This window comes from Microbulbifer mixtoriginis (SeqCode) (genome assembly GCF_052467515.1).
This window is the reverse complement of sequence record NZ_CP174314.1, coordinates 3,914,468-3,939,364: the sequence shown is the minus strand read 5'-3', so window position 1 is coordinate 3,939,364 and position 24,897 is coordinate 3,914,468. Positions and strand designations below refer to the sequence as shown.

21 protein-coding genes are annotated in these 24,897 nt (G+C 50.5%); 13 read left to right on the top strand and 8 right to left on the bottom strand.

The window, feature by feature from the left end:
- Window positions 1-38 precede the first annotated feature (38 nt).
- The 4 genes from ACJJIT_RS16885 to ACJJIT_RS16870 all read right to left on the bottom strand — a co-directional run bounded on the left by ACJJIT_RS16885 (window position 39) and on the right by ACJJIT_RS16870 (window position 4,179).
- Entirely contained in the window at window positions 39-2,072 is a 2,034-nt protein-coding gene (locus tag ACJJIT_RS16885; RefSeq protein WP_444887969.1) for an ATP-binding protein, read from the bottom strand.
- 49 nt (window positions 2,073-2,121) lie between these two features.
- Complete coding sequence (pdsR, locus tag ACJJIT_RS16880; protein WP_252084443.1) at window positions 2,122-2,811, bottom strand: proteobacterial dedicated sortase system response regulator; 690 nt, start codon at window positions 2,809-2,811, stop codon at window positions 2,122-2,124.
- Between the two features lie 220 nt (window positions 2,812-3,031).
- A complete protein-coding gene (locus ACJJIT_RS16875; RefSeq protein ID WP_444899126.1) occupies window positions 3,032-3,718 on the bottom strand; it encodes an OmpA family protein in 687 nt (228 codons plus the stop codon).
- Between the two features lie 152 nt (window positions 3,719-3,870).
- On the bottom strand, window positions 3,871-4,179 hold the full coding sequence (locus tag ACJJIT_RS16870; RefSeq protein ID WP_444887970.1) for a hypothetical protein: 309 nt from the start codon (window positions 4,177-4,179) through the stop codon (window positions 3,871-3,873).
- A gap of 4 nt (window positions 4,180-4,183) precedes the next feature.
- Here ACJJIT_RS16870 and murJ point away from each other — a divergent pair, with 4 nt between their 5' ends.
- The 6 genes from murJ (at window position 4,184) to ispH (ending at window position 11,694) form a co-directional block, all read left to right on the top strand.
- Window positions 4,184-5,794 carry a murein biosynthesis integral membrane protein MurJ gene (gene murJ / locus ACJJIT_RS16865; RefSeq protein ID WP_444899125.1) on the top strand — a complete coding sequence of 537 codons (1,611 nt, stop codon included), beginning with the start codon at window positions 4,184-4,186 and terminating at the stop codon, window positions 5,792-5,794.
- A gap of 111 nt (window positions 5,795-5,905) precedes the next feature.
- Window positions 5,906-6,889, top strand: coding sequence for a bifunctional riboflavin kinase/FAD synthetase (gene ribF, locus ACJJIT_RS16860; protein WP_444887971.1), 984 nt, complete (start codon window positions 5,906-5,908; stop codon window positions 6,887-6,889).
- Between the two features lie 49 nt (window positions 6,890-6,938).
- Window positions 6,939-9,743 (top strand): isoleucine--tRNA ligase, encoded by a 2,805-nt coding sequence (gene ileS / locus ACJJIT_RS16855; RefSeq protein ID WP_444887972.1) that lies wholly within the window; start codon window positions 6,939-6,941, stop codon window positions 9,741-9,743.
- On the top strand, window positions 9,736-10,263 hold the full coding sequence (gene lspA / locus ACJJIT_RS16850; RefSeq protein ID WP_444887973.1) for a signal peptidase II: 528 nt from the start codon (window positions 9,736-9,738) through the stop codon (window positions 10,261-10,263). Before ileS ends, lspA begins: the two co-directional genes overlap by 8 nt.
- Window positions 10,264-10,269: 6 nt before the next feature.
- Entirely contained in the window at window positions 10,270-10,710 is a 441-nt protein-coding gene (locus tag ACJJIT_RS16845; RefSeq protein WP_252084449.1) for an FKBP-type peptidyl-prolyl cis-trans isomerase, read from the top strand.
- Window positions 10,711-10,761: 51 nt separating this feature from the next.
- On the top strand, window positions 10,762-11,694 hold the full coding sequence (ispH, locus tag ACJJIT_RS16840) for a 4-hydroxy-3-methylbut-2-enyl diphosphate reductase (protein WP_252084450.1): 933 nt from the start codon (window positions 10,762-10,764) through the stop codon (window positions 11,692-11,694).
- A 35-nt stretch (window positions 11,695-11,729) separates the two neighbouring features.
- Here the strand turns inward: ispH and ACJJIT_RS16835 are convergent, their stop codons facing one another.
- Window positions 11,730-12,245 (bottom strand): GspH/FimT family pseudopilin, encoded by a 516-nt coding sequence (locus tag ACJJIT_RS16835; protein ID WP_444887974.1) that lies wholly within the window; start codon window positions 12,243-12,245, stop codon window positions 11,730-11,732.
- A 190-nt stretch (window positions 12,246-12,435) separates the two neighbouring features.
- On the opposite strand from ACJJIT_RS16835, the gene ACJJIT_RS16830 reads away from it, so the two are divergent.
- The 6 genes from ACJJIT_RS16830 to ACJJIT_RS16805 are packed head-to-tail and all read left to right on the top strand — an operon-like array spanning window position 12,436 to window position 18,944.
- The gene (locus tag ACJJIT_RS16830) at window positions 12,436-13,002 is read left to right on the top strand and encodes a GspH/FimT family pseudopilin (protein ID WP_444899124.1); all 567 of its coding nucleotides are present in this window, start codon (window positions 12,436-12,438) and stop codon (window positions 13,000-13,002) included.
- A gap of 1 nt (window position 13,003) precedes the next feature.
- Window positions 13,004-13,441 carry a type IV pilus modification protein PilV gene (gene pilV, locus ACJJIT_RS16825; RefSeq protein WP_444887976.1) on the top strand — a complete coding sequence of 146 codons (438 nt, stop codon included), beginning with the start codon at window positions 13,004-13,006 and terminating at the stop codon, window positions 13,439-13,441.
- 10 nt (window positions 13,442-13,451) lie between these two features.
- Window positions 13,452-14,516: a PilW family protein gene (locus ACJJIT_RS16820; RefSeq protein ID WP_444887977.1), complete on the top strand. Its 1,065-nt coding sequence runs from the start codon at window positions 13,452-13,454 to the stop codon at window positions 14,514-14,516.
- A gap of 17 nt (window positions 14,517-14,533) precedes the next feature.
- Complete coding sequence (locus ACJJIT_RS16815) at window positions 14,534-15,079, top strand: pilus assembly PilX family protein (protein WP_444899123.1); 546 nt, start codon at window positions 14,534-14,536, stop codon at window positions 15,077-15,079.
- 6 nt (window positions 15,080-15,085) lie between these two features.
- Window positions 15,086-18,499, top strand: a complete 3,414-nt coding sequence (locus tag ACJJIT_RS16810; RefSeq protein WP_444887979.1) for a pilus assembly protein — start codon at window positions 15,086-15,088, stop codon at window positions 18,497-18,499.
- A gap of 13 nt (window positions 18,500-18,512) precedes the next feature.
- The gene (locus ACJJIT_RS16805) at window positions 18,513-18,944 is read left to right on the top strand and encodes a type IV pilin protein (RefSeq protein WP_444887980.1); all 432 of its coding nucleotides are present in this window, start codon (window positions 18,513-18,515) and stop codon (window positions 18,942-18,944) included.
- 91 nt (window positions 18,945-19,035) lie between these two features.
- Here ACJJIT_RS16805 and ACJJIT_RS16800 read toward each other — a convergent pair whose 3' ends face one another.
- Together ACJJIT_RS16800 and ACJJIT_RS16795 are read right to left on the bottom strand one after the other, a co-directional pair.
- Entirely contained in the window at window positions 19,036-20,442 is a 1,407-nt protein-coding gene (locus ACJJIT_RS16800; RefSeq protein ID WP_444899122.1) for a sigma-54-dependent transcriptional regulator, read from the bottom strand.
- A 131-nt stretch (window positions 20,443-20,573) separates the two neighbouring features.
- Window positions 20,574-22,154: a sensor histidine kinase gene (locus tag ACJJIT_RS16795; RefSeq protein ID WP_444899121.1), complete on the bottom strand. Its 1,581-nt coding sequence runs from the start codon at window positions 22,152-22,154 to the stop codon at window positions 20,574-20,576.
- A gap of 89 nt (window positions 22,155-22,243) precedes the next feature.
- Between ACJJIT_RS16795 and ACJJIT_RS16790 the strand changes: the two genes are divergently transcribed.
- Window positions 22,244-23,872, top strand: coding sequence for an NAD+ synthase (locus ACJJIT_RS16790; protein ID WP_444899120.1), 1,629 nt, complete (start codon window positions 22,244-22,246; stop codon window positions 23,870-23,872).
- Window positions 23,873-23,929: 57 nt separating this feature from the next.
- On the opposite strand, the gene ACJJIT_RS16785 is transcribed toward ACJJIT_RS16790, so the two are convergent.
- On the bottom strand, window positions 23,930-24,862 hold the full coding sequence (locus tag ACJJIT_RS16785; RefSeq protein ID WP_444883721.1) for an outer membrane protein assembly factor BamD: 933 nt from the start codon (window positions 24,860-24,862) through the stop codon (window positions 23,930-23,932).
- Window positions 24,863-24,897: the final 35 nt, after the last annotated feature.

The following is a 24,897-nucleotide window of genomic DNA, read 5'->3' as shown; positions in this document are numbered from 1 at the left end:
AGATAGCTTGCGCTTTGTCTGCCGGTGCTGGTGCGTGATTAGCGGGTCGGCAGTTTTAGGCTGAACTCCACACCGCTATTATCTGTGCGATTTCGAGCCTCCAAGCGGGCTCGGTGAAAGTCAGCAATCAATTTAGCGATATGCAATCCAAGGCCCAAATGCCCAGCGTTGTCACCTTCCTTACGCACAGATACCAGGGAATCGAACAGCTTGTGTGCATAGCCATTGGGTAGCAATGGACCGTCGTTACTCACACTAATTAGGTATCCGTCCTTTTCGCTGTAGACTGCAAGCTGAATCTCACTGTGCTTTGGGGCGAAACTACAGGCATTGTCTACCAGCTTATCTAAAAGCTGTGCCAATAGCTCCGGCGCGCCCTCACAGCGAAGCTCTCCATTAGGCTTTTTCAGAGAAAATTGGTGGCGGGGGTGGGCGTCGCCATAGCACTGCACCATAACTTCCAGCAGGTCCGCCAAGTCAAAGCGCTCGCGCTCTGCCTGATGAATGCTGGCTTCCAGGTTGCTAGCCGCAGAGAGGCTGTTGAGGATGCCGGATAGGCGGGCACTGCCATCCAGTGCGCGTTCGGCATAGCGGCGGCTGTCTTCATCCAGTTTGCCGGTGGAGAGGTTATCGAGTGAAGAGCGCACCACCGCGAGAGGCGTGCGCAACTCGTGGGACAATTTACTGGCGAGGGTTCGCAGGTATTGGTGATACTGATCTAGCTCGCCCAGCAGACTGGCAAAGGCACGGTTAAGTGCGCCCAGTTCGTCTCTGGCAGAGGAGAGGGGAAAGTTGCCACGCAATTTGCCACTGCTGTCGACCGCATTGCGCGCAGCGCGGTGCAGCTTGCGAATGCGCCAAGATAGCCAGCTGGCGTAGCCGAGCAAAAACAGCAGTGCGGTTGCTGCTGCCGCACAGCTAATCAACCATAACCTGTGTGCGGCGCTATCGGTCATCGACTGCATAGCCTCAGCGGACTGCAACACAAGCACCCGTCCCAGCAGAGGCCTTTCTACGACTTCGTCAGCCCGGGTTATCACGGGCACACTGACTGCTCCTATACGCGACTGTAGTGGCCCGCCAAACCACTGCTCGGCTGTATCACGTCCAATGCCACTGCTTAGCGGCAGTTCATTTTGGGGTAGCTTTGGTAGCTCTTCCCTGGCAAGCAGTTTGCGATAAATCCAACTGCGCAGCCAGGGCCGCGGTGTGTTCTGCTCCTCATTGGCCACCTGTGGTTGGCCGTTACTGGCGAGCAGGAATCCTTCGCTGTCTACGACTGCCAAGCGCAGGTCTGGGCGGGCAAAGTGGTCCAATTCCCCCTGCAGCTTGGGCAGTGGAGCAACTAAGTGCCCCGGCAGGCCATCGGCGGGAAGGGTGCTGGTACTGTGAACTGGTGGGGAACCGTTGCTACTGGTGCGGTCGAGTATTTGAATGGACAGGCTGCCACGTGTGAGTGTGTAGGGAAGGCTGAGCTCTAGTTGATACCCCTTCGGTGAAGCGGTCCAGCGCCCGCGTAGGCGCAATTCGCGTTGGTAGCTGCCTTCGCGTGGATTGTGCCAAAAGGCCTCGACAGGCCCCCGGCTCGCCACCGGCAACAGATAATGGCGCCCATTGGTAAACAGCTGAACGGTATCCCCTCCGGCGAGCAGGTTTGTGCGAGGGTCCCGGTAGGCTGGGGTCTCATCACTGACTGTTAGCAGTAGGTAGATCTGATCAGCATACTGGCCGAGTGTGATCTGGGCCTGGGGCATGTGCTGCTCATTGAGCAGTTCTCGGGGAGTAAGCTCCCAGGGACGCCAATCGTCTCCGTAACCATCTACTACTGGAGGGTGGGAGAGGGGGTTTAAGTAGAGCTGGCTTCCAGGCGGTCTAGCATGGCGTGCGGGATCGGGAGCGATTAACTCTGGTGCGCTGGCCAGGCGCGCGGCAATTGCAGCAGCTGTGGCCTCGAGGGCCTGTAGTTGGCCCTGGGCCAGTGCCGCATCCACCTGACGGAGATACTGACAGCCGGCCCAGGGCAGAGCCAGCGCCACAAGGCTCACCAATAGGAGTTGTCGGCGAAGTTTCATCTACGGGTCCCCGAAAAGCTGTAGACCGGCTGCTATGTTGCCGAGGCAATCAGAGCTGCCAGCGATAGCCCATGCCATAGGCTGTACCTATAGCGTTGAATTCATTATCCAGGGCCTGAAATTTTTTGCGGATTCTCTTTACGTGGGAGGTGATGGTGTTGTCATCCAGAACTACCCGAGCGGCCTCCATCAACTGACTGCGGGACTTCACATGCCCGGGGCGCTTGGCTAGAGCGTGGACAATCCAGAATTCAGTGACAGTGAGATCAACTACCCTTCCGTCCCAGTGGCAATGCAACCGGGAAATATCCAATTCCAGCTTGCCCTGGGTAAGGCTCTCCCCTTCATCGCTCTGGTCACGCAGTACGCTGACCCGGCGTAGCAGCGCGTTGATACGCGCCTGCATATGGGGCAGGGAGATATCCTTAGTGAGATAGTCGTCGGCGCCGAGGCGTAGTCCCGAAATAATATCCAGTTCGGAATCTCTGGCGGTGAGAAACAGGATTGGCAGACTGGGGGCCATAGCGCGCAGCTCCCTGCACAGTTCAAAACCGCCTTCCACTTCACTGCCGAGCCCGACGTCGATTACCGCCAGGTCTGGCAGTCGCTGCCGGAAAGCTTCCATGGCCTCAATTCTTGCGCTGTAGAGATCGACTCGATAACCGCTGCGGCGCAATGCATCGCGGTAATTTTCGGCGATGGCGCGTTCGTCTTCGACAATAGCGATAGTTGCACTCATGGCTGATTCCGGCTGCTTCCTTTGTGGCGGAGAATCATGCACGAAATAGCAGCTTATTGGCAAAAAGGCGGGCGCAAATGGCCCGCAAGCACAACAGGGTTTCTTTCACGGAGGAGAGTTTGTGGCCATACTTTTAATCAGTCCACAGGCGCAATAGCGATTTGAAGTCACCTTGCGCAGCCGCGAGGATTTGCAGTCCATCGCGGCTGTTTAGCAGTTGTTAGAAGTGTCCGGCCATGGATTCCGGTAGGGAAAAGCGGATATCAACACGGCGCTCCATGGCGTAAGCGTCGACATCGCCCTTGGGGGCCTCCGAGTAGGTGGAGCCCATAGCGCGACGGCTGATGCGGGAGGCGTCAATGCCCAGAGAGATCAGTGCCTGTTCAATACTTAGGGCACGTTGGTCAGAGAGCACGTTGTTGTAACCATCGCTGCCCCGTGGGTCCGCGTGTCCCTCTAGTTGTATTTGCAGGTGGGGATGGTGTTTCAGGAAGTCTGCCATGGCATTCAGCTGTTGAAGCTGGGTGGTCTGGAGTTCGTCTTCCCCGGTGGTGAATAGCATCTGGAACTGTAATGAATCCAGTGCCACTTGGCTGGCATCATTCGCGGACAGTCGAGCCGCATCCAGTTGCTGTGCCAGGTTGCTGAGCTCTGCACGGCTCTCTGTCAGTTGTGTTGCCAGCATATCAGCCTCTTCTGCTTGCTTGACCTGTTCGCCGAGCCAGGCTCCACCGATTGCGCCGGCGATAAACCCGACAGGGCCCCCTACAGCGGCACCGGCAACGGCTGCCGTGGTAAAGACCGTGGCCTGCTTGGCCGGGGTCAGTTTCGATTCGTTGAGTTCATTCGCCTGGGTACCAGAGGCGATCAGGGAAGTCAGGGCTGCAACCATTAATGTTTTTTTCATTGCTTACTCTCCTTGGAGGCTTTCTTTTACTCGGTGGGGCTGTGTGTGGCCCGTTTGAGTGCTATTAAAAAGCTCCAAGGAGGCACTGGCGTGGCGCAGTGGTGGCAAATCGCTGCGCAATTGTGGCGAAAGATGGCAACCGGTGTGTCCTGTTATTTCAGGCGGTGGTAGCGCCGGTCGCGGGGCGAATCTACGCGGACACGCACACGCTGGGGGCGGGGGCCACGCATTATCGCAATGTAAAGCACAATCGCCAGTGCCAGGGCAATAATCAAAGCGTTAATGGTCATCCTGTCTTCTCCCCGCGCCACCGATTCCGTGGGACGCGTCACTAATTCACAGCTAGTATAGGCTCGTGGGCTCCAGGTCGTAGGAGCATAAAGATATCCATCTCTCAATGACTTTTGTGGAATTGCGGTAGACTTGCCGGCCAGCAGATATCGCCCAAATCCAGGAGTCACAGCGTTGCCCCAGTCGCCGCCCACCCAAGACCAGCCCGTCGAAAAAACCGGTACATCCAGACTCCTGCGCGGCAGCTCGGTGGTGGGGGCCGCAACGATGTTGTCCCGGGTTGCCGGCCTGGCCAGGGATATGGCCCTGGCGCGCTTTGCCGGGGCTGGGGATGCCGCCGATGCTTTTTTCGTGGCGTTTAAAATCCCTAACTTTTTCCGCCGCTTGTTTGCTGAGGGCGCCTTTGCCCAAGCATTTGTGCCGGTGTTGGCGGAGTACCGCCAAAAGGGGGGCATTGCTGCAGCACGAGAGCTCAATGATCGCGTCGCGGGAGCACTCGGCGGTGTTTTGTTGTTGGTTACTTTATTTGGCGTATTGTGCGCGCCTCTGGTGACGGGGATCTTTGCATTTGGCTGGTGGTGGGATGGCAGCGAAAGGGAAAAGTTTGAGCTCGCCACCGGCATGTTGCAAATTACCTTCCCATACCTGATGTTGATCTCACTGGCGGGTTTCACCGGCGCTATTCTGAACAGCTTTGATCGCTTTGCGATCCCGGCACTGACGCCAATTATGTTGAATCTGGTGTTGATTGGTGCGGCAACTATAGGTACGGCTTGGTTCGATCCGGAGATACTGGCCTTGGCTTGGGGTGTGCTTTTGGCCGGAGTGGTGCAATTGCTGTTTCAGCTGCCTTTTCTGGCGCGCGAGGGGTTATTGCCAAGGCCCAAGTGGGATTGGAGCCACCCGGGGGTGCGCAAAATTCTGCGCCTGATGGCTCCGGCAATTTTTGGAGTCTCGGTCACTCAAATCAGTTTGGTATTGGATACGCTGCTGGCTTCATTCCTGCCCAGTGGCAGCGTCTCCTGGTTGTATTTTTCCGATCGCCTGACCGAATTACCGCTGGGGGTATTTGGTGTGGCTGTGGCAACGGTGATACTGCCGAGCTTGTCTCGTCTGCACAGCGATGGAGATCCGCGCCGCTTTCGCCATACCCTCGACTGGGCGCTGCGCAGCGTTACCCTTATCTCCCTACCTGCGGCGGTAGCCCTTGTGGTATTAGCTGAGCCGCTATTGACCACGCTATTCCAATACGGCCAGATGCAGCCCAGAGATATGCAGATGGCGGCCTGGTCCCTGCGAGCTTACGCCTTGGGGTTGTTGGCTTTTATGTTGATCAAAGTGCTAGCGCCGGGCTATTTTGCCCGTCAGGATACCTATACACCGGTGCGTTTCGGCTTGATCGCAATTTCGGCCAAGATGGTGCTGAGCCTTCTGTTTGTTATCCCGCTGAATCATTATTTTAAACTCGGCCATATGGGACTGGCGCTGGCTACCGCCTGCCAAGCGGCAATCAACGCCTGGTTACTGTACAAGGGTTTGCGCCGGGATGACGTTTACATGCCTGAGGCGGGTTGGGGGCGATTCCTGTTGCGGTTGATAGCGGCGAATTTGGCGATGATCGCTGTGCTGATGGGGCTCCTTCACGTCTGGGAAAGTTGGAGTGCCTGGGGCTGGTTTGAACGGGCCTGGCGTATGGGTGTAATAGTAGCCGCAGGGGGCTTGGCCTACCTGTTTACCCTATTTGTGTCAGGCCTGCGCCCACGTCACTTCCGCGCCACCAGTTAACTTTGAATAGACGCCAATATGGCATGAATTCTATGGGCCAGTCGCTACTGGCCGCCCTGTGGGAATCCGCTATACTGTGCGGCTCGATTTTATGAGGATGGGAAGATCGTTTTGGCCCAGGAACGCGAACTAATTCGCGGGTTGCACAACCTGCGCCCCCGCCACCGAGGATGCGTGGCGACGATCGGCTCGTTCGATGGCGTACATCTTGGTCATCAGGCGATCATTGCCCAGTTGCAGCAGCGTGCGCTTGAGCAGGGCCTTCCTTCGGTAGCCATTATATTTGAACCCCAGCCCCACGAGTTCTTCTCTGGCGAGCAGGCTCCCGCGAGGCTGATGCGTTTTAAGGAAAAAGTGCTGGCGCTGTTCGATGTGGGCGTGGAGCGAGTCTTGTGCCTGCAGTTTAACGATACCCTGCGCGGCCTCAGTGCTGAGGCATTTATCCAGCGGATACTGCTCGATGGCCTGGGCATTCGCCATCTGGTGGTGGGCGATGATTTTCGTTTTGGCTGCGACCGCAGTGGAGATTATAGCCTCCTGCAAACGATGGGCGCCCAGCATGGCTTTACCGTGGAAGATACCGCGACTATGGAAATACGCGGCTCCAGGGTGAGCAGTACCCGTATTCGCGAAGCCCTGCAGAATGGTGATTTTGAGCTGGCCGAGGCCCTCTTGGGGCGGCCCTACAAGATTACCGGCAGGGTGGCGCCTGGGCGTTCACTCGGTCGTCAGCTGGGCGCGCCCACGGCCAATGTGCGCCTGCAGCGCTACCGCTCCCCGTTAGTTGGCGTTTATACGGTGCGCACCACTGCCACAGATGGTTCTGAGCTTGCTACGGGGCGCCAAGACATAGATGGCGTGGCCAATGTGGGATTTCGTCCCACTGTAGAGGGCGAGGGCGCGCGCCCCCTGCTGGAGGTGAACCTGTTTGATTTCAATGGCAATCTCTATGGGCGAGAGCTCGCAGTGGAGTTCTGCCACAAGTTGCGCAACGAGGAGAAGTTTGCCTCGTTGGATATTCTCAAGGCTCGTATCGCCGAGGATATTGAAAATGCCCGGCAGTGGTTTAAACAAAATCCTAGACCGCACCAATAAACTGAGACGACCTAATTTATTTTTCTACTAGAGCTGAAGTAGACAACCAATGACTGATTATAAAGCGACCCTGAATCTGCCTGAGACCGATTTTCCCATGCGCGGCAATTTGCCGCAGCGTGAGCCGGCAATTCTGAAAAAATGGCAGGACAACAAGCTCTACGAAAAAATCCGCGAAGCGCGTGCCGGGCGCGAGCAATTTATCCTGCACGACGGCCCTCCCTATGCGAATGGCGATATTCATATTGGTCACTCAGTTAACAAGATTCTCAAAGACATCATTATCAAGTCGAAAACCCTGAGTGGTTTCGATGCTCCCTACGTACCTGGCTGGGACTGCCACGGCCTGCCGATTGAGCACCGCGTAGAGAAGAAAATTGGCAAAGCTGGCAGCAAGGTGGACCATAAGACTTTCCGTCAGAAGTGCCGTGAATATGCCGCCAAGCAGGTGGATGGGCAGAAGAAAGATTTTGTACGCCTGGGAGTGTTTGGCGAATGGGACAACCCCTACCGCACCATGGATTTTCAGTTTGAGGGCGATATTATTCGCGCCCTCGGCCGTGTGGTGAAAAATGGCCATCTTGCACGCGGTTTCAAACCGGTCTACTGGAGTGTGGTGGGGGGTTCCGCGTTGGCGGAAGCGGAAGTGGAGTATCAAGATAAAGTCTCCTATTCCATTGACGTTTGCTACCCAGTGAGTGAAGAGGCGGACCTGGCCATAGCCGATGCCTCTGGTGGCCATGCCGGAGAAGGCCCACTGTCGGTGGTGATATGGACTACAACACCCTGGACCTTACCTTCGAGCCAGGGGGTCTCCGTAAACGGTGAACTGGAATATGTGGTGGTGCAGGCAGGCAAGCGCCGCCTGTTGATCGCAGAAGCCTTAAAGGATGCGGTACTGGCCCGCGCAGGCTTCGAAGGGGAAGTTGTGGGTCGCATTCGCGGCGCGGCCCTGGAGCACTTGAAAGTGCATCACCCCTTCTACGACAAGTTGCTGCCCATTGTCCTGGGCGATCATGTCACTACCGATGCTGGAACCGGCTGTGTACATACAGCCCCAGACCACGGTCCGGACGATTTCCAGGTAGGCAAACGTTACGGTATCGAGACCCTCAATTACATTGATAATAATGGTGTTTATCGCGACAGTGTGCCGCTATTTGCTGGCGAGCATGTCTATAAAGTGGACGACAAGATTGTTGCATTACTTGAGGAGCGCGGTGTGCTGCTGCACAAGGGCAAGCTGGAGCACAGCTACCCGCACTGCTGGCGCACTAAGACACCGCTGATCTACCGTGCGACTCCTCAGTGGTTTATCAGCATGCGGCAAAATGACCTGCTGGATCAGGCGCAAAAAGCCGCCGATGACGTATTGTGGATTCCCGGCTGGGGTAAGGCCCGAATCGACTCCATGCTCAATGGCAGCCCGGACTGGTGTATTTCCCGCCAGCGCACCTGGGGGGTGCCTATCGCTTTGTTCGTGAACAAAGAGACCCACGAGCTGCATCCGGAATCTCCTGCGTTGATGGATAAAGTGGCGGCCCTGGTTGACGAAAAGGGTATGGATGTCTGGTTTGATCTGGATGCTCGGGATCTTCTGGGTGATGAGGCGGAACATTACGAGAAAGTTACCGACACCCTCGATGTCTGGTTCGACTCAGGTGTGACCCATTACGCGGTGTTGGAGCGCCGCGAAGGGCTGCGCTTCCCCGCCGATCTATATCTGGAAGGGTCCGACCAGCATCGCGGCTGGTTCCAATCTTCCCTGAAGACTTCTATCGCCATTAATGGTTGCGCGCCTTATAGACAGGTACTCACCCACGGTTTCACCGTGGATGCGCAGGGGCGCAAAATGTCGAAGTCTATTGGCAATACCGTTGCTCCCCTGGATGTAATTAATAAGTTGGGTGCAGATGTACTGCGCCTGTGGGTATCGGCCACCGACTTCAGTGGTGAAATGGCCGTTTCCGACGAAATCCTTAAACGCACCGCCGATTCTTATCGCCGCCTGCGCAATACCGCCCGTTTCTTCCTATCTAACCTAGCCGGTTTCGATCCGCAAAAAGACCTGTTGCCGGAGGAAGAGTTGCTGGCACTAGATCGCTGGGCACTGGATAAAGCTGCACACCTGCAGGATGAGATCCTGGCAGCCTACGATAATTACCAGTTCCACCAGATTTACCAGAAGCTGCATAACTTCTGCGTGGTTGAAATGGGTGGTTTCTACCTGGATATCATCAAGGACCGCCAGTACACCACCAAGGAAGATAGTGTCGCGCGTCGCTCCGCACAGAGCGCGCTCTACCATATTGTGCAGGCATTTGTGCGCTGGATTGCCCCAATCCTCAGCTTCACTGCGGAAGAGTTGTGGCAGTTTATTCCTGGTAATAATGCCGATAGCGTGTTTATCGAAGAGTGGTATCCGCTGCCCAAACTGTCAGCCGAAGCCGATAAAGGTGCGGCCTATTGGGCTGTAATGGCCGAAGTGAAAACGGCGGTAAACAAGGTATTGGAGGAGCAGCGCGCTGCTGGAGCAATTGGTGGGTCTCTGCAGGCGGCAGTTACTCTGTATGCCAATGATGATCTACGCGAGAAATTGCTCGAGTTGGAGAATGAACTGCGTTTCGTACTGATTTGCTCTTCCACTTCAGTGCAGCCTCTCAGCGATGCGGCGGGTGCTGAAAGCACCGAGCTTGAAGGTCTTAAAATTGGTGTGAGCAAAGTGGATCACCCCAAATGTGAGCGTTGCTGGCACTACCGTGCAGATGTGGGTGAAAACAGTGATTACCCGGATATTTGCGGTCGCTGTGTAGAGAATGTGGCTGGTGAGGGCGAGGTAAGGCACTATGCCTAAGACTAATCTGCTATTCGGCCACCCCTGGCGCTGGTATTGGCTGGCACTGGCTGTGGTGGTTCTGGATGTTGCCACTAAAGTCTGGGCTGTGGGCGAATTTATGTACGGCCCATCGGTGCAAATTGTTCCGGGCTTTCTGCAGTTCACCTATGCGGAAAACTATGGTGCAGCTTTCAGCTTCCTGTCTGATGCGGGTGGTTGGCAGCGCTGGTTTTTTGGTGTGATCGCAATGGTGTTTAGCATTGTGGTCATTATCTGGTTGTGGCGTTTGCCAGCGCTAAAGCGCTGGGAACCCTGTGCCCTGGCCCTGATTTTGGGTGGTGCTCTCGGAAATCTGTGGGATCGCATTCTGCTGGGATATGTGCGGGACTTTATTTCCGTGTACTACGGTAGTTGGCATTTCCCAGTGTTTAATGTGGCGGATATGGGTATCAGTATCGGCGCGGCCATGCTGGTTATAGAGTTGCTTTTCTTTGCAGAAAAAGACGGCGACAAGACAAAAAATAACGCGGAAGTTTAACGAACCATGAGTAATAGCGTTATCGGCGAGCACAGCCGCGTAACTCTGCACTTCAGCCTTAAGCTGGATGACGGTACCGAGGTGGACTCCACTTTCAAAGGCGATCCCGCTTCTTTTAGTGTGGGGGATGGCAGCCTGCTGCCAGGCTTTGAAAAAGCCCTCTTCGGTCTCAAAGCTGGCGATGAGGCGGAAATCGAAATCCCCCCTGAGCTGGGCTTCGGTCAGCGTAATCCGGCCAACATGCAAAAGGTGCGCCGCGACAGCTTCGCTCCGGATATTGAACTGGAGCCTGGCTTGGTAGTTTCCTTTGATAATGGAAGTGGTGAATTACCCGGTGTAGTTCGCGAGATTGAGGAAGATGAAGTAACCGTTGACTTCAACCACCCTCTGGCAGGGCAGACACTGAGCTTCCACGTAAAAATTATCGCAGTGGATTCGATTCAATAAGGGCAATTTTTCACCCGTTGAATAGATTATCGAAAGAGTGCTGAAGTAAAAATGCAAATCCGACTGGCTAATCCCCGTGGCTTCTGTGCCGGCGTCGACCGCGCGATTGATATTGTTAACCGTGCCTTAGATGTCTTTGGTGCGCCCATCTATGTACGTCACGAGGTGGTACATAATAAGTTTGTGGTGGAAAGCCTGCGCGAGCGCGGTGCCGTGTTTGTGGACGAGCTGTCGGAAGTGCCCGATGATGTTATCGTTATTTTCAGTGCCCACGGTGTATCCAAAGCTGTGCAAAGGGAAGCAGAAGATCGCAACCTGCGTGTATTCGATGCCACCTGTCCACTGGTTACCAAGGTGCATATCGAAGTCAGCAAATTCAGCAGTGATGGCGCCGAGTGCATACTAATCGGCCACGCCGGACACCCGGAAGTAGAGGGCACTATGGGTCAGTATGATGGCACTGCTGGTGGTGCTATCTACTTGGTCGAAGACGAGGAGGATGTGGCCAAGCTAAAGGTGAATGACGAGAATAATCTCGCATATGTTACCCAGACCACCTTATCCATGGACGATACTGCCCGGGTAATCGATGCCTTGCGACAGCGCTTTCCCAACATCCGCGGTCCGCGCAAGGATGATATCTGCTACGCCACCCAAAACCGCCAGGATGCTGTCCGCCAACTTTCTCTGGAGAGCGACTTGGTGTTGGTTGTGGGCAGCCCTAATAGCTCCAACTCCAACCGCCTGCGCGAACTGGCCGAGCGCTGTGGTGCCGATGCCAAATTAATCGACGGCGCTGTTGATATTGATGCCGATTGGCTCACAGGCAAAAAATCCATTGGCATCACCGCCGGTGCCTCGGCTCCAGAGGTACTGGTGCAAGAGGTGATTGGCAAATTGCAACGGCTTGGTGCCACAGTGCCAGAAGAGATGGATGGGCGTGAGGAGAATATTCGCTTCTCTTTGCCCAAGGAGCTGCGCTAGCGCCTTTCTAAATGTTGATAATTGTAACTTCCTTTTTAGGGGCAGTTGCCGATATCTGCCTTTTCAATCCGCATTCGCCCACTTCTTGATAGGATTAGAGCCTGTGCGGCCTGAACCTCCTGAGCGCAGACATGTAGTGTTCCAGCTTGGAACGCCCCCAATGGCGAGCCTGTTTTCCGGCTTTCACCTGAGCTTATAAAAGAAATATAGTCCTTTACTGGCGAGTTAGGTGCTATTTGCACTTCCTTCAGGGCTTCTTTTTTGAGAATTAAGTGTTCATCGTTACTGCGTAAACCGTCATTATCAGGATCCAGAAAAATCTCCCAGCCTAATTCCCAACTTCCGAAGTTTCTCATGGTTACTCTTTGATTGTGGGTAATAGCATTTGTACGAGTCAATTGAACAGCATTAAACAGTTCTTCGGTTACTGCTTTTAGGCGTGTCTCTTGAATCATTGAAATAAAGCTTGGTGTTGCGATCATCACCAGTACCGTCAATACAGTGAGTACTATCAGTAATTCAAGCAATGTGAACCCTTGTTTATTCTTCATACATATCTCTACTCCTTGAAGTAGTTCTCCTTATGAAGACCATTAAGCCCCCAGAAAAAGCCGCTTGTCGGTCGCTAATAGAGATAAGAAAGTGAGGATGCTAAATTGTTAACTATACCGTTGGGTGACTTTTAACTGCTAGATGCTTGGCGGATGAGTGAACGTAAGTTATGAGTAAATTGAGGAAATAATGCATCGTAAGCGATTTATAAGTACTCATGGGGAAAAGCAGACTCAAAGCGGCTTTACTTTAATTGAGTTGTTGGTAGCTATGACAGTATTAGCAATTGTAATCTCGGTCGCTATCCCAAGCTTTACAGATATGATTAATAATTACAGGTCATTTGCATTAGCCGATGATTTTATTAATGCGCTTCATTATTCTCGTAGTGAGGCGGTAAAACGCGGTACTAATGTATCAATTTGTGCAAGTAGTAATGGCTCTAGTTGTGCAGGAGAAAATAAATGGTCTGATGGCTGGATAGTTTTTGTTGATGGAGCCTTGACAGAAAATGCTATTGACCCTGTTGTTGATAGTGTTTTGCGCAGTTGGGATTTTAAGGGTGAGGAAGCTGTTATTGGTGTTACGCAAAATGCGGCAACAAAGTTTGTGCGGTTTACGGGTATGGGTACACTAGGTCGGTTTGTCCAGACGAATATCAGTGTAAAAACATCTGGCTGTACAGGAGATAGCGCAAAAAATATTGTGCTCGCTAGCTCCGGTGTTATTTCAATATCTAAAACAAGCTGTGAATAATATGAAAAAATTTAATGCACAGTATGGTGTTGGTTTAATTGAAGTGATGGTAACCGTATTGATCTTATCAACATCTTTACTTGGTTTGGCCGCACTACAGAGCAGGGCACTTCAGTACAATCATAGTGCCTACATGCGATCTCAAGCAAATATTCTTGCTTACGATTTATTAGATCGAATGAGAGCGAGCCGTGGCAGATTGGCTGATTATAATTTAGGTATTAATGATGCTCCTCCAATGGCTAGTGGTAATCAGGCACAATCTGACCTGATCGAGTGGCGACAAGCACTTAATGAGCTATTACCAGAAGGCTCTGGTGGTATTTCATGTGATACAAATAATATTTGTACTGTGGTCATCCAATGGGCTGAACATGATGCCACCGGATCAGATGGTAATGCGGATAAAAGTAACTTCCAGTATATGACGAGAATTTAGAGGGATGTATATGCGTGAACAATCGGGGATCTCCCTGGTAGAACTTATGGTATCAATTACCGTAGGTCTAGTGCTTCTAGCTGGTGTCACCCAACTATTTCTATCGAGTAACCTAACCTTTAGTACGCAAAATGCAATGTCGCGAGTTCAGGAAACTGGGCGTTTGGCGATAGAGTTTTTAAGTGAAGATATTCGAATGGCTGGCTATGTTGGATGTGCAAACCCTTCGCGTCATTCAGGTAGCGGAGATATGAAAAATTTCCTTAATAACAGCGACTTGATTAGTTATAGATATGATGTTGCTGTAGAAGGTGAGGATTCTTCCAAGGATGTCGCTGGGTTTCCAAATGGCGCACTGGCAGGCACTGATGCGATTTTAATTCGCAGTGCCTTTGGTAGTGGCGTTGGAGTAGCGGATATGAGTAATCCGACCCAGATATTTGTAGAGAATACTGGAGTGGAAAGTGGAGAGTGTGATAAAGGTAAAGATAAATATAGTGGATTTTGTGAAGGTGATATCGTTGTAGTATCAAGTTGTAGCTATGTGAGAGTTTTTCAGGCAACCGGCTTTGTTGGTTCCAGCTCCAGTGAAACTATTGGAATACAACATTCGGATGCCTCTTTTGAGCCAGGTAACAAAGTAGCAGTTTGGGGCGATGAGACTACTGACGGACATAATTCTTTTGGAAAAGATGCTCAAGTAATTAATTTAGAATCAACTTTTTACTATATTGCCAATGGAACTTCCGGGCGCCCTAGCTTATTTAGGGAAGTAAATGGAAAGCAACAAGAGTTGCTCGAAGGTGTTGAAGATATGCAGATCACTTATGGTTTGGATATCAATGATGATGATGTTATTGATGCCTATCAAACTGCAGAAAAAATCGGTTCTATTCTTGATTGGAAGAAAGTTTCAACTGTTCGCTTAGATTTACTAGTGGCTAGTATTGAAGACAGTGTTTTACAAGAAGCCCAGCCATACACTTTTGACGGTAAAGTTATAAATAACCCAGGGGATCGTCGTCTTCGGCAGGTGTTTACCAGTGTTGTAACAATAAGAAGCCGTGTGCCCTAATTATAATAAGGTCTCCTATGTATAAAGAAATCAGTACTTTCAAGCAGGAGCGAGGAGCCACTTTGTTAGTTGGCTTGGTCATGTTGTTGCTAATGACATTTATTGGCCTTGCGGCTATCCGTGGGAGTGGTATGCAGGAACTTATGGCAGGCAATATGCGGGATCGTCAATTGGCGTTTCAGGCCGCAGAGTCTGCTCTTCGAGTTGCTGAAGAAAATCTAATAACCGAGCTTAATAAACCTATTAGTACAATTTTTGATGGCGATACTGTTGGATATGGTGAGGAGTTAGATGGTTCGAAAAATAGTGGATTCTGGCTGGATTTTAGCTGGTCTGGTGTGTCGGTAAAGGCTGACCTTGATCTAGAAAATATAGCTAGCCAGCCAATTTATATTGTGGAAAAGGTGACGACTGAAGCAAGTAATACAGGTGAAACTGGTGGTGCTATTGATCTTGAGTCTGTGGATAAAGGTGTCCCTCCCAATTATTACCGAATAACTAGTAGAGGTGTTGGCGGTACTGAAAATACGGTTGTGATTTTGCAATCTACTATGAAAGATTGAGTGGTGATGAGAAAAGTAGCTATGTCATTTATATCTAGAAAAATTAAAAGTTTCTCTGCTGTAATTGCCGCATCACTAACGCTTGGAATTGCCCATAGTGCTGCGTCCCTAACGCTATCCCAACAGCCTTTATTTTTAAAGCAGGGTACTGATCCGAATATTATGTTTGTTCTTGATGACTCAGGTTCAATGCAGTTCGAGATTACTCCTTCTGAAGTGGCTAATTACTTTAATAAGCTGGATCGGGTCGTCTATGTTTTTCCAAATACGGAAACAAATAGTTCCTCTGTAAAATTTGTACCCTGTCCATATGCAGATGGGGATACATCAAGTTGTGATTACTGGGCTAATGGTGATCAGGCGATACCAAGGTTTGAAGATGATAATAAGTGGGCGGCTTATTTCCGTTCTGCTCATAATAATAAGACATATTATAATCCAGAAATACGCTACGAACCATGGTCGAAGGAGGATGGTTCTCTTTGGCCGGCGGCAAATCCAGAGGCGGCTTACCATAACCCAGCAAATACTTCAAAAGGTTGGAGAAATCTAACAGTTGATAATTATCAGCGTGCAAAATGCTGGCTATGGGATTCTGCGAATAAGAACTCCCATAAAAGTGATGCTTGTGGCAATGGTTATTTGTATTTTTATCCGGCTACTTACTTCCAATATAGCGGTAATGGTAGTCTTTTTGATTCGTCAAGCTATACCCGTAAAGAGATTCGATCCGGTCTGACTTTCCCTCGTAGCGAAGATCGAACGGATTGTAAACTATCGACTACTTCTTGTAGTTATGAGGAGGAGATCCAGAATTTTGCTAATTGGTATTCATATTACCGTTCCCGGGTATTACTTTCCCGTGCTGGAATTGGTAAGGCATTTTCTTCTCAAACAGAAGGTCTCAGAGTGGGGTTTGGAACCCTAAATAAAGGAACCAGCAATGTAGATCAGGTTAGTACGGGTACCATTATTAGTGGTGTACGCGCTTTTTCTGGAGATGATCGTGAAGATTTTTTTGAAAATCTTTACGGTGTAGATATTCCTCAGGCAGGTACTCCACTCTTAAGTGCCTTAAAGCGAGTTGGTGACTATTACAGTCGAACGGATAGGAATGGTCCTTGGGCAGGGGAACCTGGAACTAATGACTCCAGTGCTCAAGTTGCGTGTAGGGCGAGCTATACCATTTTGATGACAGATGGTTATGGTAATGATTACAGCAGTATATCTAGCTTTGGTAATGTAGATGGTAATGATGGAAATCCATTTCAGGATTCTCGTTCGAATACTCTTGCAGATATAGCCAGGTACTACTGGGAAAATGATTTACATGGCAGTCTCGATAATAAAGTCGATAGTGGGGACGCTGATCCGGCAGACTGGCAACATATGGTAACCTTTGGTGTAGGTTTAGGAGTGACAGGTAGTGTTGACTCTGATACCGCTTTTAATGCTATTGAATCTGGTGCGGCAATTTCCTGGCCAAACCCTAATAATAGTGATGCGGCGAAGCTAGATGATTTACTCCACGCTGGGGTTAACAGTAGGGGGGGGTTTTACAATGCAGCAAATGCGACTGTATTTGCATCTCAGCTTTCCGATCTACTTACCAGAATAAATGAGAGAGAGGCTTCCTCTTCATCTGTTGCAGCCAATTCAACGAGGTTGAGCACAGACAGTGCAATCTTTCAAGCTATTTTCAACTCGGGTGATTGGAGTGGCGAAATAAAATCTATTAGGCTGGAGAGTGATGGAACACTTTCTGATACGACTCTTTGGAGTACCTCAACAGCGGGAAAAATTCCAACGAATAATCGAGATATCATAACTTTTGATGGTTCTGATACGGTTAATTTTTCTTGGTCAAATTTAACCAGTAGCCAGAAGACGGCCTTAATTGGTACTGACGATGAAGATTTGGCAAAGCAAAGATTGAGCTGGGTGCGTGGTGAAGACGTCGATGGTCTACGTGACAGGGCTGTTTTACTAGGGGATGTTGTAAATGCAAGCCCTGTATTGGCGAGTAATAAAGATCAAAAATTTAAAACACTTCCAGACAATCTTGGGGGGAATAGCTATCAGGACTACCTTGAAGGTCGAAAAAATAACCGCAGTGAAATTCTCTATGTAAGTTCGAATGATGGCATGCTGCATGCCTTTGACTCATCTGATGGATCAGAAAAGTTTGCATATGTCCCCAGTGCTATATATTCAAAATTAAAGAATGTTGCAGCGCTGGATTATGGTACTGAGGATAACCCGCATCAATATCTTGTTGATGGTCCTTTGTTTGTCAGTGATGCCTACTTTGCCAAGAATAAAAGCGGTAGCCCAAAGTGGATGAATGTTCTCGTTGGAACTTATGGCGCAGGGGCTAAAGGATTATTTGCCTTAGATATTACTGATCCTGAGAATCCTGACATACTATTTGAAATTGATGGTTCTAATCCTGATATTGGCAATATTCTTGGGCGACCAATAATTGCCCCTACAGAGGATGGTTGGAAAGTTATATTTGGTAATGGTTATAATTCAGCCAATGATAAAGCTAAGTTGCTGGTGATTGATTTAGCTGACCCAGCTGATATCCAGGTAATTGCCACAAATACTAATACGGATAATGGATTGGCCGGTCCCTCATTACTGATTGACTCAAATAGAGTGGTGCATGCTGCTTATGCTGGGGACTTGATGGGTAATATGTGGAAGTTCGACATTTCCGGCAGCAAATGGCAGTTAGCTTTTTCAGGTAATGCTCCCTTATTTACTGCGAGGGACCCAAATGGAAAGGTTCAACCAATTACTTCTACCCCGGTACTTGGTTCTAATGCGGAAGTAGATGGGGCGATTATGGTTTACTTTGGTACAGGGAAATATGTAAGCCAAACAGATCAAACCGCTGGAAGCATTATTCATAGCTTTTATGGAATAGTGGATAAAGGGGTGGTTTTGTCAGGCACCAACCGTTCTGATTTGATGCAAAAAAGTATAGTTGAAACTGGTAATTCTAGGAGCGTTACCAACGATGGGGACACTAGTTGGTGGCCGACAAAAAGTGGATGGTATTTGGATTTTAATTCTACTGGTTCTTCAATAAGTGGAGAGAGAGTAATTAGTAAACCCCTGCTGATTAATGACCGCTTGATTTTCCCAACTTTGATCCCTTCGGATGATCCTTGTGTTGCCGGTGCCTCAGGCTGGATTATGGAATTAGTAGCATTGGGTGATCCTAGATTTGCTGGAGAGTCGATCATTGGTGGATCTAAAAAAGTTGACGAGGCTATTATCGGTTTTTCCGATGTAATTATTGCGGGAAGAAAAATTATTGCTCCATACATAGATGTTGGTGGGAATGCTGGAACTACTGGCGGTTTTCGGATTGGGGGTATTGAAAGGATCTCTTGGAGACGGATACGTTAGGTGAAAGTAGCTTATGAAAATGAATGTTAAAAAACCAAATTCAGGTTTTACTCTAGTGGAATTGATGGTTGTTGTTCTGATTATTGGGATCATCAGCGCTGTAGCCATCCCCTCGTATATGGAAATGATAAGAGAGGGGAATCGAACTGATGCGCAAACCGTATTAAATGACGTTGCACATAGGTTACAGCGCTGCTTTACAACTTATAGCACTTACAATAATGATAATTGTGCCGTCGCAGCATCAATCACAGAGGGAAACAGTATTGAATCTGAGAAAGGTTACTACACAGTCACAGGTATTTTAGCGGCAGCAACTTTTGATCTTACTGCGCAACCTGTTGCAGGAAAGAGCCAAAGTAAAGACAGTGAATGCACTGCGCTAAAGTTGGATGAAGCAGGAGCTAGGACGGCAACTGGATCAAATACTTCAGAGTGCTGGTGAGACTCTTCTTTTTTTACTCTTTACTTTGTTAATGGCTAAAAAGAATGTCTAAGGGATATCACACGGATCAGTGTGATATCCCTTGACCACCTTAAGTCTCCAGCCCCAATTTCTTCAACCGGTAACGCAGTGAGCGAAAACTGATACCAAGTTTCTGAGCTGCGGCGGTACGGTTCCAGCGAGTCTTGGTGAGTGCGCTTTCAATTGCTTCTTTTTCAATATCCTGCAGGAATTCATCTAGGGAGTTGTACTGGCTGGGATCAAAGCGATTGTTTTCTTCCGATTGGTTTCTATTTAAGGCTTCACCTTTAGTGCTAGTAGAGGAAGCCTCTCGATCTTGCGATTGCTCATCCTTCTCCAGTAGCAGGTCATCAAGGCAAATTTCCTGATGATCGCATAGGGTAAAGGCGCGTTCGAGGATATTTTCGAGTTGGCGAACATTACCGGGAAAGGGGAAAGCCTGTAGGGCTTGCATGGCATCGGTAGATATGCCAGGGGGTATTGTCCCTGAATTTTGGGCAATACGCTGCATAATGGCATCGACCAATAAGGGTATATCTTCACTGCGCTCGCGTAGAGGGGGTGTGGATATTTCGATTACATTGATGCGGTAATAGAGGTCGTTGCGAAAGCGCCCTTCGCTGACCTCTTTGGCTAGGTCCTTGTGAGTAGCGCTGAGGATACGTACATCGATAGGAGTTTCCTGACTTGCGCCTATAGCCCGAATACGTTTTTCCTGTATTGTACGCAAAAGCTTGACCTGCATATCCAGGGGTAGGTCGGCAACTTCGTCGAGAAATAGAGTACCGCCCTGAGCACTCTGTAGTAGGCCCGCTTTGTCTTTATGTGCGCCGGTAAAACTGCCTTTTTTATGCCCAAAAAACTCGCTCTCCATAAGGTCAGTGGGAATGGCTCCACAGTTAATGGGGACGAAAGGTTTGTCGGCACGGGCTCCCTGGGAATGAATGGACCGGGCAGCCAGTTCTTTACCTGAGCCCGATTCGCCACTGATATAAACCGGGGCATCACTGCGCGCAACTTTGGCTATCTGTTCGCGCAGCTTGCGCATATTGGGGGCTTCCCCTAAAAGCAGCTGTTTCGCGCTCTTGCTCTGTTGTGGATCTCGCTCTCTATTCAGGCGTAGGGCCAGCTGAGCAAGGTTGCGCAGCCGTTCTAAATCGACCGGTTTACTGACAAAGTCAAATGCGCCGAGCTTTAGCGCCTTAATGGCAGTATCCATATTGCCGTGCGCGGTAATCACTGCGGTGGGCAAGTCTCGAAGAACACCGCTCTGGATATGCTCGACTAGCTGTAGACCATCGCCATCTGGCAGACGCAGGTCGGTCAGGCAAAAATCGTAGTGGTTCTCTTTAAGCAGGCGTGTTGCCTCCGCTAAGCTGGCGGCGGTGTGACAGTTCACATCCATGCGCTGCAGAGTGAGTGTGATTAGTTTGCAGATATCCGGTTCGTCATCGACAACCAGGGCCAGAGGTAGCATCAATTCTCTGTCTTTTCTTGTTTTGTGGAGATTGTGGGCAAAGGTGCCGATTCTGATTATGTCAGAAATTCTTTACGAATATTCTCATACATTTTGGGAAATATTCCTGAGCAGAATCAAGTCACATTCTTTTAGTGAGCAAATTCAACTCTAAAGCAACTCATATCATCCTTGCTACGGCAGTGGTAGAGATTGGCCTGATTGGTTTCACAGAGTTCTCGGGCAATATAAAGACCCAGACCACTGCCGCGGCTGCCGGTGGTGAAAAAAGGCTCAAAAATCTTGTCTTGGTGTGCCTGTGGAACCCCTGGCCCTTGGTCTTTCACATCCAATTGAGTACAACCGCGCTCAGAATTGTAGTACACACTAATTGAGGCATGTCTCTTGCCGGAGGCTACTTGAGAGTGGTGCAGGGCATTGTCGGTTAAATTGGTGACCACCTGGGCCATTTGTGCCGAGTCAAACCTGGCTTTGAGGGGGTTCTCAGGTAGGTCGAGCTCAACTTGATCTGCCCCAATGGATCCGGCGTTATAGTCTTGGATCAACTGTTGTAGCCAGCTACTGATGTCATGTTCCTGTGGATCGCCTGCTCGGCGCCGCGAGAGTTGCATAACATTTTCGACAATCTGATTAACCCGCTGGCTCTGCCTACAGATGATCTCGGTGAGATAGTGATCTTCCTCAGCCAATTGGGAGGACTCAGACAACAGTTGGGCAGCATGGCTGATAGCCGAGAGAGGGTTGCGAATCTCATGGGCGATGGAGGCGGTGAGATGTCCGAGAGAGGCAAGTTTCAATTTCTGTGCAGCTACGGCTAGCTTGCGATTATCTTCTACGAATACCAGTGTACTGTTGCCGCTTTCATGCTCGAGCTTCGCGAAGTTTAGGTGCAGTTCTCTACCATTGTCCCCTTGTAACAGTGAAGTATCGGGTCCTTTAGTATCTCGCCACTGGCGAATCGACTGGAGTAGTGAGCTCCCTGCGAGGCTCTCAGCGTGTAACTGCTCTCCCAAGAGCCGTCGGGCTGCCTGATTTATCAGCTCGGGCTGGCCAGTAGGGCCCATTACCAGTACTCCGGTGCCCATACGCTCAATAATCTGCTGTGCCAGCCGCTGAAGGTGTGCAGCTTGGCGGCTTTGCTGGTCGGCGCGAATATTGGCACTACGAATACGTACAGACAAATACTGTAATGCGCTCACCGTGGCGAATAGCAACAGGCCTAAGCTTCCTGCGGCGACAATATCCTGACTAGTGCCTTTACCTGAGATCAAATTATACAACTCTAGGCCGATGACTCCGAGACTTGCCAGCGCCGCGAAGAAGGCACTCATTCGGCGGTCTAAAAGAATAGATCCGATTGAACAATTGATTAGCAGTAGATAGCCGAGACCGGAGTTCAAGCCACCACTGGATTCAATTAAAAGAAGGAAAACCAGAATATCACAGGCCAGAATGATACCAATTTGCCCTGTGCCTACTTGATAGGCCTGCTGGCGTAAAAAAATTAACCAGCCAAAGTTAAGTAGGGAATACACCACGCTTGTATATAAGAAAAGTAGCGGTGCAGTATCTCCAAGGGCGCCGGCTCCTATATCTGAATAGAAAATTCCAAGTAACACTAGGGCGATAGATAGCCGATAAATTGCGCAAATTCGCAATAGCTCATGGTGTTGAAAAGAGGGGGTTGTACTGGTGTCGTTGGCACTACTCAAGGTGGTTTCCCGGTATGTTGTTATGGTGACCGCTGCCGTTATAGCCCACAGGGGTTACAATGGCGGCCTGTCTTGTCCGAGGTTTAACCATGTCTACTTTGCAGCTAGTGCTGGCACAAATCAATTCTCTCGTAGGAGATATTCCAGGTAACACCGCTCGAGTGATTGAGGTGGCTAACAGGGCCCACCGTGAATTGGGTGCCGATCTGGTCCTTTTTCCCGAGTTGACTTTGTGTGGCTATTCTCCAGAGGATTTACTGCTGCGTCCCAGTATGCAAACTCGCGTTGAGGCTGCACTGGAAGCATTGAAAGTTGTTCAGCTGCCCTGTGCAATTCTGATCGGCTATCCCCGACATCTAAACGGCAAGCTATTTAATATGGCGGGCCTGATTGCCAACGGAGAGTTGGTGGCGGAGTATGCCAAGCAAAAATTGCCAAACTATCAAGTATTCGATGAGAAGCGTTATTTCACCAAAGGTGATCGACCTTGTGTCGTGGATATCAAGGGTATTTCAGTAGGCTTTAGCATTTGCGAGGATATCTGGCATCGGGAACCCATACAGCAAACCGTAGAGGCAGGGGCCAAATTGATTCTGAATATCAATGCCTCTCCCTTTCATCGCGGTAAATCTCTTCAGCGACAGGAGTTGATATCCACTCAGGCACGTGTAGCGGAAACACCAATTGTGTATGTGAATTGGTGTGGTGGTCAGGATGAGCTGGTCTTCGATGGGGGTTCAATGGCTGTGGATGCCGATGGACAGATCTGCGCCAGGGCAGAAGAATTTGCCGAGCAGTTACTGCCCGTATCGGTTTCCCAGCAGAGTGGAAGAGTAACCCTATTACCCGGTGAGGTGGCGCCTCTTATGGTGGATCTGGCATCGGTTTATCAGGCGCTGGTACTGGGAGTACGCGATTATGTTAATAAAAATGGTTTTAACGGTGTGGTACTGGGACTCTCAGGTGGCATTGACTCGGCTTTGACCCTGGCGATTGCCGTGGATGCACTGGGCAAAGATCGGGTGGAAGCAGTGATGATGCCATTCCATTACACTTCAGATCTGAGTAAGACCGATGCCGCCGATCAGGCACAGCGCCTTGGCGTCAATTACCGGGAAATTGGAATCGAGCCCATTTTCGATGCCTTCATGGGGGCATTGGCGGAAGAATTTGCTGGTAGTGCGAGAGATACCACCGAGGAAAACCTGCAAGCGCGAGCTCGCGGAGTATTGCTGATGGCGATCTCCAATAAGAAGGGGGCCATGGTACTGACCACCGGTAATAAGAGTGAAATGGCAGTCGGTTATGCGACTCTTTACGGAGATATGGTTGGGGGCTTCAACGCGCTAAAAGATGTGCCCAAGGTACTGGTGTTTGAGTTGGCGCGCTATCGAAATACGGTCTCGGAAGTCATTCCTGAAACTGTTATCACACGGCCGCCAAGTGCTGAGTTGGCCCCAGATCAGGCGGATACTGACAGTCTGCCTCCCTACGAAGTGTTGGATGAGATTCTGAATCTCTACGTCGACAGAGACTTCAGTGCCGAGCAAATTGTTAAGCAGGGGTTTGAGCGCAGCATTGTTGAGCGTGTGGTGCGCCTGGTATCACGCAATGAGTACAAGCGTCGCCAGGCTGCCGTGGGTGTGCGGATTTCAGAGCGGGGTTTTGGCCGAGATCGGCGCTACCCGATAACCAATGGTTGGAAGGCTGGCGAGTAAGCTGGACTAGAACATAAAACGGCGCCGAAAGGCGCCGTTTTATGTTCTGTAAGGGTATTACATCAGCTCCGGAGGGAGAGGGGCTTCATCGCGGTTGTACTCGGGGTTATACAGCTCGCGGCTATCGAAACCTTCGGGATCAGACTTTTCAAACAACCCGAGGGTAACACGGTGTACCAGGCTGCGACCGCTAGCGCCTTTGAAGAAGTCATAGTTGAAAGTGCCATCTTCATTGAACGCTGGATGCTTGGGATAGTTGTTGCGCAGCACGCTCAGGGCGTTGGCTTCCAGCTCCGGCATCTCCATCATGTGGTAGCCCTGTACCATCACTGCAAGTGCATCGGGTACGGCCGGAGTCTGCTGGAAGTTTTCCACAACATAGCGGCCACGGTTGGCGGCGGCGAGGTAGGCGCCGCGCTTGAAGTAGTAGTTGGCCACATGGATCTCATAGCGAGCCAGCAGGTTACGCAAGTGAATCATGCGTTTCTGTGCATCTGCGGCGTAGCGGCTTTCCGGATAGCGGGCCATCAACTGAGAGAAGTAGGCGAAGGATTCGCGAGCAGCGCCTGGATCTCGGTTGGTGAGGTCGGTAGGCATAAAGCGCTCAAACAGGCCGGCGCCCTCGGTGAAGGAGGATAGTCCCTTCATGTAGTAGGCGTAATCGACGTTGCGGTGTTGCGGATGCAGCCGGATAAAACGGTCCGCTGCGGCGATGGCGGCATCGTTTTCATAGTTGCGGTAATAGGCGTAGATCAGCTCCAGCTGGGCCTGTTCTGCATAGTTGCCGAAGGGGAAGTTGTCTTCCAGGGCGCGCAGGTTCTTGATCGCCAGATCCCACTGGCTAGTGCGAAGTTGCCGCTGGGCAGCCTCGTAGAAGGCTTGTTCAGTGCGGTTGCCAGTGGGCAGGCCCTCTTCTGAGTCATCGGTGTTGGCACAGGCAACCAATAATACCGACACCAAGGCCAGCGACAGCATTTTCCAGGCTTGCATAGCCCCTCGCTCTATCATTCTCACACTCTACCTTA